15 protein-coding genes are annotated in these 16,761 nt (G+C 64.4%); 6 read left to right on the top strand and 9 right to left on the bottom strand.

Annotation, left to right across the window (positions count from 1 at the left end):
* Positions 1-8: 8 nt before the first annotated feature.
* The 8 genes from L5014_RS29620 to L5014_RS29585 all read right to left on the bottom strand — a co-directional run bounded on the left by L5014_RS29620 (position 9) and on the right by L5014_RS29585 (position 9,768).
* The gene (locus L5014_RS29620; RefSeq protein WP_238467356.1) at positions 9-965 is read right to left on the bottom strand and encodes an electron transfer flavoprotein subunit alpha/FixB family protein; all 957 of its coding nucleotides are present in this window, start codon (positions 963-965) and stop codon (positions 9-11) included.
* Between the two features lie 21 nt (positions 966-986).
* Positions 987-1,736 (bottom strand): electron transfer flavoprotein subunit beta/FixA family protein, encoded by a 750-nt coding sequence (locus tag L5014_RS29615; protein ID WP_238467355.1) that lies wholly within the window; start codon positions 1,734-1,736, stop codon positions 987-989.
* Between the two features lie 62 nt (positions 1,737-1,798).
* Complete coding sequence (locus tag L5014_RS29610) at positions 1,799-2,758, bottom strand: ABC transporter permease (protein WP_238467354.1); 960 nt, start codon at positions 2,756-2,758, stop codon at positions 1,799-1,801.
* 7 nt (positions 2,759-2,765) lie between these two features.
* On the bottom strand, positions 2,766-4,265 hold the full coding sequence (locus L5014_RS29605; RefSeq protein WP_238467353.1) for a sugar ABC transporter ATP-binding protein: 1,500 nt from the start codon (positions 4,263-4,265) through the stop codon (positions 2,766-2,768).
* A 17-nt stretch (positions 4,266-4,282) separates the two neighbouring features.
* Positions 4,283-5,302, bottom strand: a complete 1,020-nt coding sequence (locus L5014_RS29600; protein WP_238467352.1) for an ABC transporter permease — start codon at positions 5,300-5,302, stop codon at positions 4,283-4,285.
* On the bottom strand, positions 5,299-6,378 hold the full coding sequence (locus L5014_RS29595; protein WP_238467351.1) for a sugar ABC transporter substrate-binding protein: 1,080 nt from the start codon (positions 6,376-6,378) through the stop codon (positions 5,299-5,301). Before L5014_RS29595 ends, L5014_RS29600 begins: the two co-directional genes overlap by 4 nt.
* A 121-nt stretch (positions 6,379-6,499) precedes the next feature.
* The gene (locus L5014_RS29590; RefSeq protein WP_238467350.1) at positions 6,500-8,170 is read right to left on the bottom strand and encodes a GMC family oxidoreductase; all 1,671 of its coding nucleotides are present in this window, start codon (positions 8,168-8,170) and stop codon (positions 6,500-6,502) included.
* Between the two features lie 89 nt (positions 8,171-8,259).
* On the bottom strand, positions 8,260-9,768 hold the full coding sequence (locus L5014_RS29585; RefSeq protein WP_238467349.1) for an aldehyde dehydrogenase family protein: 1,509 nt from the start codon (positions 9,766-9,768) through the stop codon (positions 8,260-8,262).
* 213 nt (positions 9,769-9,981) lie between these two features.
* Here L5014_RS29585 and L5014_RS29580 point away from each other — a divergent pair, with 213 nt between their 5' ends.
* Complete coding sequence (locus L5014_RS29580) at positions 9,982-10,665, top strand: TetR/AcrR family transcriptional regulator (RefSeq protein WP_238467348.1); 684 nt, start codon at positions 9,982-9,984, stop codon at positions 10,663-10,665.
* 59 nt (positions 10,666-10,724) lie between these two features.
* On the opposite strand, the gene L5014_RS29575 is transcribed toward L5014_RS29580, so the two are convergent.
* Entirely contained in the window at positions 10,725-12,263 is a 1,539-nt protein-coding gene (locus L5014_RS29575) for an acyl CoA:acetate/3-ketoacid CoA transferase (protein WP_238467347.1), read from the bottom strand.
* A 189-nt stretch (positions 12,264-12,452) separates the two neighbouring features.
* Between L5014_RS29575 and L5014_RS29570 the strand changes: the two genes are divergently transcribed.
* Genes L5014_RS29570 through L5014_RS29550 form a run of 5 tightly spaced genes read left to right on the top strand, consistent with a single transcriptional unit; the run spans position 12,453 to position 16,739 of the window.
* On the top strand, positions 12,453-13,598 hold the full coding sequence (locus L5014_RS29570) for an acyl-CoA dehydrogenase family protein (RefSeq protein WP_238467346.1): 1,146 nt from the start codon (positions 12,453-12,455) through the stop codon (positions 13,596-13,598).
* On the top strand, positions 13,595-14,374 hold the full coding sequence (locus L5014_RS29565; protein ID WP_238467345.1) for a 3-ketoacyl-ACP reductase: 780 nt from the start codon (positions 13,595-13,597) through the stop codon (positions 14,372-14,374). Before L5014_RS29570 ends, L5014_RS29565 begins: the two co-directional genes overlap by 4 nt.
* Before the next feature lie 7 nt (positions 14,375-14,381).
* A complete protein-coding gene (locus L5014_RS29560) occupies positions 14,382-15,551 on the top strand; it encodes a dihydrodipicolinate synthase family protein (RefSeq protein ID WP_238467344.1) in 1,170 nt (389 codons plus the stop codon).
* A gap of 2 nt (positions 15,552-15,553) precedes the next feature.
* Positions 15,554-15,973, top strand: a complete 420-nt coding sequence (locus L5014_RS39085) for a Dabb family protein (protein WP_420800162.1) — start codon at positions 15,554-15,556, stop codon at positions 15,971-15,973.
* Positions 15,888-16,739, top strand: coding sequence for a sugar phosphate isomerase/epimerase family protein (locus L5014_RS29550; RefSeq protein ID WP_238467342.1), 852 nt, complete (start codon positions 15,888-15,890; stop codon positions 16,737-16,739). Before L5014_RS39085 ends, L5014_RS29550 begins: the two co-directional genes overlap by 86 nt.
* Positions 16,740-16,761 lie beyond the last annotated feature (22 nt).

Genomic DNA, 16,761 nt, shown 5'->3' with positions numbered 1-16,761 from the left:
AGGTTTGTTCAGATCAATGCAGTCAGTTCCGGAACGGCCTGGAAGAGATCCTGAGCCAGACCGTAATCGGCGACGCTGAAGATCGGCGCTTCTTCGTCCTTGTTGATTGCGACGATCACCTTCGAGTCCTTCATGCCGGCGAGGTGCTGGATTGCGCCGGAAATACCGACCGCGATGTACAGCTGCGGCGCCACGATCTTGCCCGTCTGGCCCACCTGGTAGTCGTTCGGCACGTAGCCCGCGTCCACCGCGGCGCGCGAGGCGCCCAGTGCCGCGTTGAGCTTGTCGGCCAGCGGCTCGAGCACCAACGCGAAGTTCTCGCCGCTGCCCAGACCCCGGCCACCCGAGACGATGATCTTCGCGCTCGTGAGTTCAGGACGATCGAGCTTCATCACCTCGCGGCTCACGAACTTTGAGAGGCCGCTGTCTGCTGCCGCTTCGATCTTCTCGACCGTTGCGCTGCCGCCAACGGCTGCGACGGCATCGAATGCCGTCGTGCGGACCGTGATCACCTTGACCGGATCAACCGATTGAACCGTAGCGATGGCGTTGCCCGCGTAGATCGGGCGCTCGAAAGTATCGGCGCTATTGACTGAGGTAATATCGCTGATCTGCGCGACGTCCAGCTTCGCAGCGATACGCGGTGCCACGTTCTTGCCCGCCGCAGTGGCCGGCGCGAGGATGTGCGTGTAGTTCTTCGCCGCATCTTGCACAAGCGCGAGCACCGTCGCTTCGACATTCTCGGCGAGGCCCGCTTCGAGTTGCTCCGCATCGGCCAGCAGTACCTTCGAAACGCCCGCGATCTCCGCGGCCTCTTCCGTCGCGTTTCGCACATGGTGGCCCGCAACCAGCACATGAATTTCCGTGTCAAGGAACGTTGCGATTACGGCAGCCGCCGCTACCGTATTCAACGTCGCGGCCTTGACGGACGCATTGTCATGCTCGGCAATAACCAGAATCGTCATTTCTCTGTGCTCCCTGAACCCTTAGATCACCTTGGCTTCGGTCTTCAGCTTCTCTACCAGCGTCTTCACGTCCGGCACCTTCTCGCCGGCCGACCGCTTCGGCGGCTCGGCAACCTTCAGCGTCTTCAGACGCGGCGTCACATCGACGCCAAGGTCCTCGGGCTTGACCGTCTCCAGCGGCTTCTTCTTCGCCTTCATGATGTTCGGCAGCGTGACGTAGCGCGGCTCGTTCAGGCGCAGATCGGTCGTGACCACGGCGGGCAACTTCAGCGACAGCGTTTGCGCGCCGCCATCGACTTCACGCGTGACGGTAGCCTTGCCATCTGCGACGGTGATCTTCGAGGCGAACGTCGCCTGTGGCAGGTTCGCCAGCGCGGCGAGCATCTGGCCGGTCTGGTTCGAATCGTCGTCGATGGCCTGCTTGCCGAGAATCACGAGCCGCGGCTGCTCCTTGTCGACGAGGACCTTGAGCAGCTTCGCCACGGCGAGCGGCTGCAGGTCTTCATTCGACTCGATGAGGATTGCGCGGTCCGCGCCGATCGCAAGCGCCGTGCGCAGCGTTTCCTGCGCCTGCGCCACACCGCACGAAACGGCAATGACCTCGCTGGCTACGCCCGCTTCCTTCAGGCGAACCGCCTCTTCCACCGCGATCTCATCGAACGGATTCATCGACATTTTCACATTCGCGATATCGACGCCGCTGCCGTCCGACTTCACACGGACCTTCACGTTGTAATCAACCACGCGCTTGACTGGCACCAGGACCTTCATGTGCAAACCACTCCCTCAGTAAAAACCGGCTCGAACACGCCGGATCAGAACTCGCTTGACGCTTATTTGACGATCAGCACCTTCGAACGATCGAAAGCGACGGTCACCGCAACGATCAGGATCAGACCGAACACGATCTGCTGCGCGAACACGCTGACGCCAACGAAAGTCATGCCGACGCGTGCAACCGATACCAGCAACGCGCCAACCAGTGTTCGGGTAATGCCGCCCGAGCCACCTGTGAGCGCCGTCCCGCCAACGATCACCGCCGCAATCGCAGGCAGCAGAAACTGGTCGGCCAGCGTGGGCGAGCCGCTGCCCAGACGCCCGGCCATCACAACGCCCGCCAGTCCGGCAAAGAACGACGACGTTCCGAACACCAGGCATTTGGTCACCGGCACGCGCAGGCCCGATGCGATTGCCGCCGGCTCGCCGGCACCAATCGCATCGGTATGTCGACCGAAGACCGTCGAGCGATGCAGGAACACGCAAAATGCGAACACCGCAATGCCGAGCAGGATCTCGTGCGGCACACCGAACGACGAGCCGGTGGTCCAGCCGAGCGACGCATTGCGCATCTCGTCGCTGATCGCAATCGAGCGCGTGCCCGAGAGCGTCAATGCGGCCGCGGATGCGATCCCGCCCACCGCGAGCGTCGCGATGAAAGAAGGAATCCTCAGCACGGTCTGGAGCACACCGCTCGCGAAGCCGATGCCAAACGATGCCGCGAGCGCAACGACAGCGGCAAACGCGCCATAGCGCGGCAGCAGCATCGCGACGATCACGCTCGACAGCGACGCCACCGCCTGCAACGACAGGTCGATGCTGCCGAGCAACACAACGAAGGTCGTACCGGCGGCCATGATGAACAAGGTGGAACTGTCGGCCAGCAGGCCAAGCTGCGTCGACAGCGCGAGGAAGCCCGGCTGCGCGATCTCGATCAGCAGATACAGCGCGATCAGCGCGATAAATGGCGCGTTCTCGCCGAGTTTTGTCTTGAGTGAAGCGTTCAGAAGTGACATGTTGACCTCAGACCATGTGTTCGACGATTTCGACCTGCGAGGGCTTGTGCCCGACCTCGCACGGCAGGATCGTTTGCGCCCGGCCGTCGCGCATCACCATCACCCGGTGACTGAGGCCGAGAATCTCTTCGAGCGTATCGCCGGTCAGCACCACGGCAACGCCCTCCGCAGTCAGTTCGCGGATGAGCTGATAGACCTCTTCCTTCGCCCCCACGTCGAGACCGCGTGTCGGATGATCGAGTACGAGAATCTGGCTGCCTGCAAAGCGCCACTTCGCGAGCACGACCTTTTGCTGGTTGCCGCCCGAGAGGTTGCGGCAGGATGCATCGGGGCCCGGCGTCTTGATATGCAGACGCTGGATCCACTCGTTGGCGAGCGCCCGCTCGCTTGCCTTCTTCACCACGCCGGCACGGCTGACCGCACCCAGACGCGGCAACGTCAGGTTTTGCGCCACGCTCATTTGCGTCACGAGCCCTTCTACCTTGCGCTCGCGCGGGACGTAGCCGATCCCCAGCGCGACGGCATGATTCGCGTGCGGCTTGAGACGCGTCGTGCCTACTGTGACCTCGCCGGCGTCGAGCTTTTCGAGGCCTGCGATCACGCGGCACAACTCCTCGCGCCCCGACCCCACCACGCCTGCCACACCGAATACCTCGCCGCGGTAGACCTCGAACGACACGTCGTTCAGCTCATGGCCAAGCGATGCATGGCTCACCGACAGCGCCACCTCGGGCCGGCACGGCTTCTGGAGGTTCTCCCGGTAGTACTCGCCGTGCAGCGAGCGGCCCACCATCAGTTCGTGGAGCTTTGCCACCGAAGCATTGGCCGCCGGCATTTCAGACACCACCTTGCCGTCCTTCATCACATACACCCGGTCGCTGAGTGTCAGCAGTTCGTCGAGGCGGTGCGACACGAACACGAACGAGGCGCGCGACTTGAGCTCACCCACAAGCCGGAACAGAATCTCGATCTCGGCGGCTTCGAGCACCGAAGTGGGCTCGTCAAGCAGGATGACCGGCGTGCCGCCCGTGCGGCTTGCGAGCGACAGGGCACGCGCGAGCTCCACCATCTGGCGCTGGCCGAACGACAGGTCCTCGCACAGCGCCAGTGGATCGACGTCCAGATGCACGGTGGCGAGTTCTTTCAGGGCCGCGCGCTTGAGCTTCCTCCAGTTCAGCCGCCCGAATGTGACGAAATCCTCTTCGCGCCCGAGGAACAGATTCTCGGCAACGGTCAGGTTCGGCAGGATCGACTGCTCCTGATACACCATTGCGATGCCCTTCGAAGTGGCGTCGCGCGGATTGCGAATCACCATCGGCTTGCCGTTGAGCATGATCTCGCCGCTGTCGTGGCGGAATGCGCCCGTCAGCAGCTTCATGAGCGTGGACTTGCCCGCGCCGTTCTCGCCGATCAGACCGACGATTTCATTCGGCCGGATTTCGATGGTGACGTCGTTCAGGGCCAGCACGCCCGGAAAGCGCTTGGTAACGTTCTTGAGTGTCAGCATGTCTGTTCTCCGGCCGCTCACTTGACGATGCGCCGACGCGAGCGATTGAGCGCGAGCGTCACCGCGGCGATGATCAGCAGGCCCTGGATGCCCTGCTGCACATAGGGCGGCACGCCGAGCAGCACCATGCCATTGGCGAGCACCACCACGATGAGCGTGCCGATCAGCGTATTAATCGGGCTGCCGTTGCCGCCGCCGAGTGAGGTGCCACCCACGACGATCGCCGTAATGGCGACGAACAGCTGTCCACTGGCGATGAGCGCATGGCCCTGGCCATATTGCGCAACGGCGAGAATGCCCGCTACACCGTAGAAAGCGCCGGCCAGCGCGAAGATGGCAATGCGCACGCGAGCGACCCTCACGCCGCTCAGGCGGGCGAGATCCTCGCCGCCGCCGATGGCCAGGGTGTGGCGGCCAAGCAGCGTATGCCGGTAGATGAACCACGCGAGCGCGAGCGTGAGCCCCGCGATCCACACGGACAGGGGCAGGCCGAGGTAGCGCGTGATCGCGATTGAGCGCAGGGCCGTGTCGCTGACCCGGATCGTGTTGCCCGACAGCCATGCCGTTCCGATCCCCGACGCGACAAAGCCAACCGCGAGCGTGGTGATGAACGATGGGATGCGCAGGAACACGTGCAGCACGCCGTTGGCGAGGCCCAGCACGATACCCGCGGCGATGGCCACTCCCAGCGCCCACAACCCGAAATGGTTGTCGTTGTACGAGTTCTCGACCAGCATCGATACCGTGATCGCCGAAACCGCCACGATGCCCTCCGCCGACAGGTCGATACTGCCGAGCTGGATGACGAAGGTTCCGCCCAGCGCGATGGTGAGCGGGATCGCCGCGGCAATCGCGATGCGCGCCAGGTTCATCGGATCGAAGAAGTCGTGATTGAGCGCGCCGATGCATACGCCGAGGGCCACGAGAACCAGCAGCGGTGAGAACTGCCGTGCGGGCGCGCGCAGCGAAACGGAGCGGGTTCCCGGTGTTGTTGTGTGGATGGCCTGCCGGGTGGGCACTGCGGAGAGCTTGTTCATCGATACACCACGGGTCCCGCCACGCGGGCATAGAGGTTGTTCCAGTCGGCGCCCGGGTTCTTCTCGCGAGCGATGACGGCCTGCACGTTGGACTTCGTGACGAGGGTCGCCTTGCAGAACGACTCACGCCGGTCCTTCGACAGGGTCGCGACATCGACCTTCTTCTGCTTCGCCTCAAGCCCCATCGACAGCCCGATACCGCCCAGCCAGTACGGGTCCCAGTCGACCGTCGTCACGAGTTCGCCAACCTTGACGGCCGCGAGCCCGGGCGTGGTGCCGTCCATCCCGGAAACCGGCAGCTGGCCGGCGAGTCCTTCCGCACGAAGCGCTTCGACTGCACCAAGCGCCATGTCGTCATTCGCCGCCCACACGCCCTTGACCTTCGAATTGAAACGGGTGAGCCACGCTTGCATGATCGGGAAGGCCTTCTGCGAATCCCAGTCGGCCACCTGGAAGTCCAGCAACTGGATCTCCGGGAACTTCTTCAGGGCAGCCATCAGACCCGCCTTGCGCTCGATTGCCGGCACGTTGCTGAAAATGCCGCCAAGTGCCACGACACCGCCCTTGCCGCCCATGGCCTTGAACAGCTCAGTCGCCGTAGCCTCGCCGTAGGCCACACCGTCGAACGACAGGTGCGCCACGTAGTTCGGGTTGAAGTCCCACGGGTGAAGATCTTTCGGCTTGTTCCAGATCGTCGTCACGAACGCGCCGGCTTTCGAGCACGTCTCGACGATGACCCGTGCGTCGGCCGAATCGTTCGGGTCGACGTTGAGGACGAGGTTGCCCCCGGTCTTCTGCAGCAGCGCGCGAATGTCCGCGATGCCCTTTTCCGAGCTGCCTTCGGTGGTCAGCGGCACATACGGCAGACCGACGCTCTTCGCGAAGTCCTGCGCGCCCTTGTTGAATGCCGTGTAGTACGGATTGGTCAACGAGCGGAACGAGCAGGCCAGCGTGGTCTGTCCCGCGCCGAACGACAGGCCCGACAGGCCGCCGCCCGCCACGGCGAAAGCCGCGCCTGCACCGAGCTTGATGAAATCGCGGCGTGAAACGCCTGCGCGCTGATCCTGTCTGGACATGATGTCTCCTCCGGGCAAAAGCGCCCTGCGGTCAGGGCAATTTAATAAATAACTGGATATTTACTTAATGGCGGGAATACGTCGTTCGGGGTCTTCCCTTATCTGGACTCGCGACCCGTTGTCAGGCCGCCGCGGCCTCGCGCGTCGCGGTCCGGCCCGACAGGGCTGCGAGACATCCCGACATGCGCATCGGCTGCGCCGCCAGACCGCGAATCAGGTCCGCGGCCTTTTCCGCGATCATTAGCGTAGGGGCGTTCGTGTTCGAGCTGACGATGCGCGGCATCACCGACGAATCCGCGACACGCAAGCCTTCGATGCCATACACGCGCAATTGCGGATCGACCACCGACTGGTCGTCGACGCCCATCTTGCACGTGCCCACCGGGTGATAGCCCGTGCGCCCGTACTGCTGCGCGTAGGCCTCGTACTCGGCCTGCGAACGGACCTGGCCGCCCGGGAAGTGCTCGCACTTGATGTACTTGCGCAACGCGTTCTGGCTCATGATTTCGCGGCTCTGGCGAACACCCTCGACGGCGACCTTCAGGTCGTAAGGATCGCGAATGTAGGCCGGATCGATGATGGGCGCGTCGGCCGGATCTGCGCTGTGCAGCGCGACGCTGCCCCGGCTGCGCGGCCGCAGGAAATAAGAATTGAGTGTGCAGCCCGAACCCGACGGCACAGGCGGCACACCGGCCTCCACGCCCGCGCCCGGCAGAAAGTGGAACTGCAGGTCGGGGGTCGGCACGCTGCTATCGGAATACCAGAACGCGCCGCCCTCCGCGATATTCGACGTCACCGGCCCCTTGTTGAACAGTTTGTACTCGAGTCCCGCGAGCAGCATCATGTGCTTCTTCGCGTACTTGTCGAGGCTGTAGGGACCGTTGAGCTCGTAGACGATATCGATGTCGAAGTGATCCTGCAGATTCTGGCCGACGCCGTTCAAGGCATGCACGGGCTTCACGCCCACGCGCTCCAGATCCTCGGGACGGCCGATGCCGGAGAGCATCAGGAGCTTCGGCGAACCGATGGCGCCGGCGGTCACGATCACTTCGCGTTCAGCACGTGCAATCGTCACGTTGCCGGGCTCGCCGCGCGGCGCGAATTCGACGCCCGTTGCGCGCCCCTTCTCGATCACGATGCGCGACACCAGGCAGTCGGTGCGGATCGTGAGATTGGGCCGCGAGCGCGCATCGCGCAAGTAACCGACCGCCGCGCTGCAGCGCTTGCCATGGCGCTGGGTCACCTGATACACGCCGACGCCCTCCTGCTGTGCGCCATTGAAGTCGCTGTTGTAGGGCAGGCCCGCTTCCTGACCGGCAATCACGAAGGCCTTGGTGACTTCGTTGACGCTGATGAGATCGGATACCCCGAGCGGGCCGCCCACGCCGTGATACTCGTTGCACAGGCGCTCGTTGTCTTCCATGCGGCGCAGGTAGGGCAGCACGCCGTCGCGAAAGCCCCAGCCGGTGCAACCATCACGCTCCCAGCCGTCGTAGTCGGCGGGCTGGCCGCGCGTGTACACCATCGCATTGATCGAGCCGCCGCCGCCGAGCACGCGGCCCTGTGCAAACGGAATCTGCCGCCGCTGTGTTTCCGCCGCCGCCACGGTGCGGTATCCCCAGGTCAACGGACCACCCGTCATCTTGAAGAATCCCACCGGCATATGGATGTAGGGATCGGTGTCGGCGGGGCCGGCCTCGAGCAGCAGCACCCGGCAGCTGGCGTCCTCGCTCAGACGCGCCGCCAGTGCGCAACCCGCCGCGCCACCCCCCACGATCACATAGTCATACATTGCTGTCTCCGATACTGTGTTCTGCTTCTACACGCTGCGCGTGGCACCCACGTCTGGCGCGGCTCGTCACGAGCGCTTTCGTTCGTCCATCACGCGATCCAGCGTGGCCGGCTGCCCACCTGGATATGCACCGATTTGAGTTCCGTGTATTCCTCGAGGCCATAACGACCCGTTTCTCTTCCGATGCCCGACTGCTTGACGCCGCCAATCGGCATTTCCGGGCCGCCCGTGATCGTGCAGTTCACCCAGATCCGGCCGGCCTGGACTTCGCGGAAGCTCTTGATCGCGCCTTGCAGGTCGCGCGTCCAGATGCTGGCAGCGAGGCCGTAGGGCACACCGTTGGCAAGCTGGATGGCCTCCTCGAAGGTGTCGAACGGCGTGACCGACAGCACGGGCCCAAAGATTTCTTCCTGAGCGAGCGCGCTTTGCGGCTGCACGTTGCGAAACACCGTCGGCTCGATGAAGAACCGCTCGCCTTCGTTGCTGGCCGTGCCGCCGCAGACAAGCTGCGCGCCATCGCGCCGGCCGGCATTGATGAAACCGCGGATCTTGTCAAACTGGCGCGCCTCGACAATCGCACCGACGTGATTGGCGGCATCGAGCGGATCGCCCACGCGTACCTTTTCCAGCACGGCCTTCACGCGCTCGACGAGTTGCTGTTCGACCGAGCGATGCACGACGAGGCGGCTACCCGACACGCAGCACTGGCCCGCGTTGAAGGCAATGCCGAAGGCGATGGCATCGGCGGCATCGTCGAGATCGGCGTCCGCGAAGACGATCTGCGGATTCTTGCCGCCCAGCTCGAGGCCAACCTTCTTCATGTTGCCGCCGGCCGCGGCGAGCACCGAACGGCCCACCGGCGTCGAGCCGGTGAACGAGATCATGTCGACGTCCATGTGTTCCGCGAGCGCCTGGCCGACCACCGACCCGAGCCCCGTCACCACGTTCACGACCCCGTCGGGCAAGCCGGCTTCGATGAGCAGCGCGGCGAGCTTGAGGGTCGTGCTCGAGGTCAGTTCGGCCGGCTTGACGACGGCCGTGCAACCCGCTGCCAGCACGAACGGCAAACGCTCGGAAAGGATGAAGAACGGGAAATTCCACGGCGTGACGATACCGACCACCCCAATCGGCTGGCGCACGACGAGCCCGAACAGATCGCCGCCGAGCGTATCGTGCGTATCGCCGTGCACGACGCGCGCGAGACCGGCCGCATATTCCCAGATGCCCGCCGCCGCGCCGATTTCGCCGCGCGACTGCCCGATCGGCTTGCCGCTTTCGAGCGTCTCCAGATACGTGAGCGTCTCCACGTTGTCGCGGATGAGCTGCGCGGCCTTGAGCAGCACCGTCGCGCGCTGCTCGCCGGACAGCCGCGACCAGCGGCCATCGTCGGAGGCGCGGCGCGCTGAAGCGACCGCCGCATTCAGGTCCTCGACGGTGGCGCGCACGGTAGACGTCACCGGCACCCCATGGCCGGGGCTCTTGCGCGCAACGAATTCGCCCGAATTCCCGGTGTACTCCTTACCATCGATAAACATCGGACTACGTATTGGTTCCACCGGAAGACGAAGTGTCGCTGCAAGTTCATTCAGATTGGTCATTCCTGCCTCCAGAGTTTGCTCTTTACGCGGGCATCGAACGCGCACCGCGCGTGCGGGATGATGCGTTGACAACGCGGCGCTTCACACATTTTTTTGCACCCATTCTGCACCATCCGGTTACTTCCTGACAATGCTTTTTTGGTCTATAGTCGCTGACATGATGCGAGCGCGACCAGCGCCGCACCCCCACCTCTTTTCCAGCGACCATCGAACATGACTCTTGTGACCACGCCCGCGGGCCAGGCATCCAGAACCACCAAGGCTGGCGCCGCGAAGCCGCCGAAGCAGCGGGACCCCGAGGTGACCCGGGCACGCATTCTCGAAGCCGCGAAAATGGAGTTCGCGAAACTGGGCCTGACCGGTGCCCGCGTGGAAGCCATCGCGACGCGGTCCAAGGCCAACAAGCGGATGATCTATCACTACTTCGGCGGCAAGGAACAACTGTTCGTGGCCGTGCTCGAGAGCGCCTATGCCGACATCCGCACCGCCGAACTGAAACTGGATCTCGATCATCTTTCCCCTGAAGAGGCGATCGTCGCGCTCACCACGCATACGTGGAACTACTACCTGAAGCACCCGGAGTTCATGACGCTCGTGAACAGCGAGAACCTTCACAAGGCCAGCCATCTGAAGAAGTCCGAACGGTTCAGGGAACTGCATCATGATTTCATCTCGATGTTGCAACGCATACTCGATCGCGGTGTCGAAGCGGGCGTGTTCCGCAGCGGCGTTGACGCCCGGCAACTGCACATTACGATGGCCGCGATCGGTTACTACTACCTGACCAATCGTCACACGAGCGGCCTGATCTTCGACATCGACTTCATGAGCAAGGACGCTTTGAAAGCAAGGCTCGACTTCAACATCGAGACCGTGCTCAGGCTGCTGCGCCCCTGACTCCGTCCCACCAGGCGGGAGCGCTGCATTGGCGACGCTCCCGTGTTGCCCATCCGGGCTCAAGCCGCCCTTTCCTGCTTCGCCTGCCTCAACAGCGCTTCGTCCACCAGCGGACGGAATGCCATGCGCGCAAGCACGTCGCGCTCGACGTCGATCCCAGGCGCCACTTCAATGAGCCGCACGCCATTCGGCTCCAGACGGAACACGGCACGCTCGGTCACATAGAGCACTTCCTGGCCGGCAATGCGCGCCTGCTCGCCGCTGAACGTGATGTGCTGGACTCGCCCGACGAGCTTGGGCACGCTGCCCGGACTCACGATGTTCACGCGCGCCCCCACCTGTTCGACCTGCAATCCCTTGGCTTCGAAGGTGCCGCAGAACACGATCTTTCTCGCACCCTGCGTGATGTCGATGAAGCCGCCGGGACCGACCACGCTTGCGCCAAGCTTCGATACATTGATGTTGCCGTCGCCGTCCATCTCGCCCATGCCGAGGAACGTGACATCCACGCCGCCGCCGCTGTAGAAGTCGAACTGATCGACGCTCGAGAGGATCGCGTCGGCGTTGCGCGCCGTGCCGAACATCGGGCCGTCGAGCATGGCGCCGTTGTGGATGCCCTGCTCCACCGATCCCCAGAAGGTGCCCAGCCGCCCCTGCTGCGCGAGGATGGCGGGAATGCCACCCGGAATGCCGAAGCCGAAATTCGCCGACTGCCCCTCGTGCAACTCCTGCGCCGCGCGCGAGGCGACGATGTGGCGAATGCCCGTGGGAATCTCGTAGAACCCTTCGCCGATGGGGCTCAGTGCTTCGCCGCTGAGCGCCGGGTCGCCATCCGCAACGACGCATTGCACCTGCCCGGGGGTCTCGACCAGCGTATTGACGAGGATGCCGGGAATGCGCACGAGCCGGGCCGGCACATAACCGTCGGGCGCGCGCTCTTTCACCTGCACGATCACCCGGCCGCCGCTATTGTGCGCCGCGAGCGCCGCCGCGTAGACATCGAGATCCGCCGGTTCATGGCGCAGCGTGACGTTGCCGCTCTCGTCGGCCGATGAGCCGCGCACAATCGCGAAATCCACCTTGAACGGCTTGTAGCGAAGATATTCGCGCCCCTCCAGTTCGATCAGTTCGACCAGATCCTCGGTTGCGCGAGCGTTGATCTTGCCCCCGTCGATACGCGGATCGACGAAGGTACGCAGTCCAACGTGCGTAACGAGGCCCGGGCGACCCGCGCCGATTTCCCGCAGCAACGTCGAAATCACACCCGCAGGGAAACTGTAAGCCTCGATGGCGTCGTCCTTCGCCAGGCGCTGCATCTCAGGCGCCCAGCTCCAGTGCCCGCCGATCACGCGTTTGACCATACCGGGATGAGCCAGGCGTCCCAGCCCACTCCCCTTGCCGTCTCCGATGCCGAGCGCGTGAACCACCGTCAGGTCGCGCGGATGCCCGGTCTCGAGAAAACGCTGCTCGAGCTTCGCGAGCACCGCGTCCGGCTCGAGCACACCGCCACCGTTACTGGCCAGCGCGATCGTCGCACCGTCGAAAATCTGCTCGACCGCGTCCGCAGCCTCCATCCACTTGTTCAACACATCCTCCATTCAGATCGGCCGAGAAGCTCATTGACAGCGGCCCCTCGTTGGTCTTAAATAACCACCCAGATGGTTACTTGTTGCCAATGTTGGCACATGAATCCAGGCAATTCAAGCAGTGTTGCGCGGAGCTCGGGTTTACCTGCATGGGCTCGATACAGCGCCAGGACAGGTAAAACCATGACGAATGGAGACAGCATGAAACTCTCAGAAACGCACGAGCAGATCCGCGAAACCACGCGGCGTTTTGCGCAGGAGGTGATCCGCCCGGTGGCCGAAGCACTCGATCGCGAGGAGCGCTTTCCGGCCGAGATCTACCAGCAGATGGGCGAACTGGGCCTGTTCGGCATCACGGTGCCCGAGGCGTTCGGCGGCGCCGGGCTCGATGTCACCGCCTATGCACTCGTGATGGAGGAACTGTCGCGCGGTTACGCGTCGGTGGCCGACCAGTGCGGCCTGCTCGAGCTGGTCGGCACGCTCCTCTCCGTGCACGGCACCGATGCGCAGCGCGCGAAGTACATGGAGCCGTTGCTGCGGGCGCAGCTCCGGCCCGCGTACTGCATCACCGAATCCGACGCGGGCACCGACGTGTCGGGCATCCGCACGACCGCCACGCGCACGGCCGATGGCTGGGAGCTCAGCGGCGCCAAGCTGTGGATCCACAACGCGCCAGTCGCGGATCTGGCCTTCGTGCTCGCGCGCACCGACCCGGCTGCGGGCAAGCGCGGCATGAGCATCTTTATCGTCGACTGCCATATGCCGGGCGTCTCGAAAGGGCCCAAGGAGCACAAGATGGGCCAGCGCGCGTCGCAGGTCGGCGAGCTGCATTTCGAGCGCGTGAAGCTGCCGCACGACGCCTTGCTCGGGCCGGAAGGCCGGGGTTTTCACATCATGATGAGCGTGCTCGACAAGGGCCGCGTGGGCATCGCCGCGCTCGCGGTCGGTATCGCGCAGGCGGGGCTGGAAGCCGCGCTCGAATACGCGCAGACCCGCAAGCAGTTCGGCAGCCCCATTGCCGATTTTCAGGGGATCCAGTGGATGCTCGCCGACATGGCGAAAGACATTCAGGCCGCGCGCCTGCTGGTGCACGATGCGGCCGAGCGGCTCGAAACCGGCGACCGGGCGAGCATCGCCTGCTCGATGGCCAAGTGCTTTGCGGGCGACACGGCAGTCAAGCACAGCGCCAACGCCGTGCAGATTTTTGGCGGCAGCGGCTACATCCGCGGCTACGAAGTCGAGCGGCTCTATCGCGACGCGAAGATCACCCAGATCTACGAAGGCACGAACCAGATCCAGCGCACCATCATCGCCCGCGACCTGATCACCAACGGAGCCCCGGTATGAGCGCGCGTCCCGTTGCACTTGTCACGGGGAGCCGGCGCGGGATTGGCCGTGCGATTGCGGTCGAACTCGGCCGCGCCGGATTCGACGTGGCGCTCACCGATGCGGTGGCGTCGGACGAGCTGGACCAGGCCGCCGCCGAAGTCGAACGCACCGGCGCCCGCGCGATCGCGGTGGTCTCCGATCTCGCCGACATCGACTCGCATCCGGCGACGCTGACCGATATCGAGGCGCGGCTCGCTGGCCCGATCGACTGCCTCGTGAACAACGCCGGGGTATCGGTGATGTCGCGCGGCGACCTGCTCGACGTCACCCCCGAGAGCTTCGATCGCTGCATCGCCGTGAACACGCGCGGCACCTTCTTTCTGACCCAGGCGTACGCGAAGCACCTGCTGGCCCGCACGCAGGCGAGCGTGGCGCCCCATCCGAGCGTCATCACGATTACCTCGTCGAATGCAGTCGCGGCTTCGCCGCTGCGTGGTGAGTACTGCGTATCAAAGGCGGGACTGTCGATGGCCAGCACGCTGTTCTCGCTGCGCCTCGCCGAGCACGGCGTCAGCGTGTATGAGGTGCAGCCCGGTTTCATCGAAACCGAGATGACGGCGCCATCGCGCGCGCGTTATGACGCGCAGATGGAGCAGGGCCTCACCGCCATCAAGCGCTGGGGCACCCCTCAGGAAGTGGCAACCACCGTGCGCACGCTTGCGACAGGCGGGCTGCCCTACAGCGTTGGCCAGGCCATCCGCGTCGACGGCGGCCTGCTCGTGACCAAATACTGATCCGCATATGAACCTCACACTCCAACTTCCGACCGCGTCGGGCACGATCGAAATGTATCGCGTGCAAGGCACGCCGCTCGACGTGCGTGCGCCCGCGCGACCGTTCAACCGCATCGCCTACTCGGCCGCTCACGTGGTGGCCGATCCGCTGCGTGCCGGCGAGCTGAACGCGGCACCCGCAATCGACTGGGAGCGCACGCTCGAATACCGCCGCTATCTGTTGCAGCAAGGCCTCGGCATTGCCGAGGCGATGGACACGGCCCAACGCGGCATGGGCCTGCCCTGGCGCAGCGCGCTCGAACTGATTACGCGCACGATCGAAGGAACGCGCGATATTCCCGGCGCGGCGATCGCATCCGGCGTCGGCACCGATCACGTGGCGCCGGCTTCGGTCACGACCTGCGATCAGGTGATCCGCGCCTACGCTGAACAACTCGAAGCCGTTCAACGCGTGGGCGGACGCGTCATCCTGATGGCGAGCCGCGCGCTCGCCCGCGTGGCGCGCTCCCAGGACGATTACCGGCGCGTCTACCGTGAGGTGCTGGCCATGTGCGATCAGCCGGTGATCCTCCACTGGCTCGGCGAGATGTTCGATCCCGAGCTCGCGGGCTACTGGGGCGCATCGGACTATGAGAGCGCGGCACAGGTCTGCCTCGACGTGATCGGCACCAATGCTGATCGCGTCGACGGCATCAAGATTTCGCTGCTCGACGACGCGAAGGAAATTGCCTTCCGGCGCCGCCTGCCGCCCGGCGTGAAAATGTACACCGGCGACGACTTCAACTACCCCGCCCTGATCGCGGGCGACGAGGCCGGGTATTCGCATGCGCTGCTCGGCATCTTCGATGCGATCGCGCCCGCCGCGTCGCAGGCGCTGGCTGCGCTCGCCGGCGACGACCTCGAGACCTTCAACGCCCTGCTTGCGCCGACGGTGCCGTTGTCGCGCCACATCTTCCGTGCGCCGACGCAGTACTACAAGACCGGCGTGGTGTTCCTCGCGTATCTGAACGGCTTCCAGGATCACTTCTTCATGCCCGGTGGCCACCACGGCATGCGCCCGCCCGCGTATCTCGCGGACGTGTTCCGCCTGGCCGATCAGGCCCGCCTGCTGCGTGACCCCGCCGACGCAATCGGGCGCGTACGCAAGGTCATGGAACCCCTGGGCTGCGGAGGCTGATCATGTCGAGCTCATCGGGGCCGGTGCGGCACATGGTGTTTTGCCGATTCCGCGAGGAGGTGACGCCACCGCAGCGGCTCGCCTTCTTCGAGCAGATTCGACGGCTCGCGGAGATTCCCGGCATCGCGTTCACGAACTTCCAGTGCGGGCCTAACGTCTCCCCAGAAGGCTACGGCATGCAGTTTGGGGACGGCTTCATGATGGACTTCGCAAACCGCGATGCGTGCTTTATGTACCTGGCGCATTCGACTCGTCACGCAATCGTCGCGCGGCTCATCGAAGCGCTGGACGGCGGCATGCACGGACTGCTCGTCGTCGATATCAATCTGGAAAATCATGAGAAACCTTCACGGACGACTCGACCTGTGCTCCATCAACACCGCAACGCTCGGTCACCGCGAGCCGCTCAGCCTCACGATTGACCGTATCGCGAAGGCTGGGTTTGGCGGGATTGCGCCGTGGCGTCACGAGGTGGAAAGCACGGACATCGCGCAGATCGCGAGGCAGATCAAGGCGCTTGGCCTGACGGTCACCGGCTATTGCCGATCCGCGTATCTGCCGGCCGCGACGCGGGCGCAATTCACCGCGAACGTCAACGCGAACAAGGCCGCGCTGCGCGACGCCGCGACGCTCGGCGCGCGCTGCTTCGTGATGGTGGTGGGCGGGCTGCCCGAAGGCAGCCGCAATTTGCCCGCCGCACGCGCGCAGGTAAGCGACGGCATTGCGCAACTGCTGGAGACGGCACGCGATTGGGGCGTTCCGCTCGCGCTCGAGCCGTTGCACCCCATGTATGCGGCCGACCGCGCCGTACTCAACACGCTGGCGCAAGCGCTGGAGATTTGCGAGGCGGTCGATCCCGAGTGCAGCGGCTTTCTCGGCGTCGCAATCGACGCCTACCACTGCTGGTGGGATCCTGAGCTGTATGCGTCGATCGAGGCCGCAGGCCGCGCTGGCCGGATGCTCGCGTATCACGTGTGCGACTGGCTGCGTGAGACGCGCGACCTGCTCCTCGACCGCGGCATGATGGGCGACGGGGTTATCGATCTGCCCGGGCTGCGCGGCAGCGTCGAGCGCGCCGGTTACGAAGGGCTGGTCGAAGTCGAAATATTCTCGAAAGAGCACTGGTGGCGCCGCGATCCGGACGAGGTGCTCCAGGTCTGCGCACAACGGCTTCAGACGGTATGTTGATTAATGGATTGAACAAAACTGG

The organism is Paraburkholderia tagetis (genome assembly GCF_022213065.1).
GTDB lineage: Bacteria > Pseudomonadota > Gammaproteobacteria > Burkholderiales > Burkholderiaceae > Paraburkholderia > Paraburkholderia tagetis.
The sequence above is the reverse complement of the archived record's forward strand: the minus strand, read 5'-3'. Positions and strand labels throughout refer to the sequence as shown.

Coding starts and splice junctions, on each gene's coding strand:
- L5014_RS29620 (WP_238467356.1), bottom strand. CDS start 965: ATGACGATTCTGGTTATTGCCGAGCATGACAATGCGTCCGTCAAGGCC.
- L5014_RS29615 (WP_238467355.1), bottom strand. CDS start 1,736: ATGAAGGTCCTGGTGCCAGTCAAGCGCGTGGTTGATTACAACGTGAAG.
- L5014_RS29610 (WP_238467354.1), bottom strand. CDS start 2,758: ATGTCACTTCTGAACGCTTCACTCAAGACAAAACTCGGCGAGAACGCG.
- L5014_RS29605 (WP_238467353.1), bottom strand. CDS start 4,265: ATGCTGACACTCAAGAACGTTACCAAGCGCTTTCCGGGCGTGCTGGCC.
- L5014_RS29600 (WP_238467352.1), bottom strand. CDS start 5,302: ATGAACAAGCTCTCCGCAGTGCCCACCCGGCAGGCCATCCACACAACA.
- L5014_RS29595 (WP_238467351.1), bottom strand. CDS start 6,378: ATGTCCAGACAGGATCAGCGCGCAGGCGTTTCACGCCGCGATTTCATC.
- L5014_RS29590 (WP_238467350.1), bottom strand. CDS start 8,170: ATGTATGACTATGTGATCGTGGGGGGTGGCGCGGCGGGTTGCGCACTG.
- L5014_RS29585 (WP_238467349.1), bottom strand. CDS start 9,768: ATGACCAATCTGAATGAACTTGCAGCGACACTTCGTCTTCCGGTGGAA.
- L5014_RS29580 (WP_238467348.1), top strand. CDS start 9,982: ATGACTCTTGTGACCACGCCCGCGGGCCAGGCATCCAGAACCACCAAG.
- L5014_RS29575 (WP_238467347.1), bottom strand. CDS start 12,263: ATGGAGGATGTGTTGAACAAGTGGATGGAGGCTGCGGACGCGGTCGAG.
- L5014_RS29570 (WP_238467346.1), top strand. CDS start 12,453: ATGAAACTCTCAGAAACGCACGAGCAGATCCGCGAAACCACGCGGCGT.
- L5014_RS29565 (WP_238467345.1), top strand. CDS start 13,595: ATGAGCGCGCGTCCCGTTGCACTTGTCACGGGGAGCCGGCGCGGGATT.
- L5014_RS29560 (WP_238467344.1), top strand. CDS start 14,382: ATGAACCTCACACTCCAACTTCCGACCGCGTCGGGCACGATCGAAATG.
- L5014_RS39085 (WP_420800162.1), top strand. CDS start 15,554: ATGTCGAGCTCATCGGGGCCGGTGCGGCACATGGTGTTTTGCCGATTC.
- L5014_RS29550 (WP_238467342.1), top strand. CDS start 15,888: ATGAGAAACCTTCACGGACGACTCGACCTGTGCTCCATCAACACCGCA.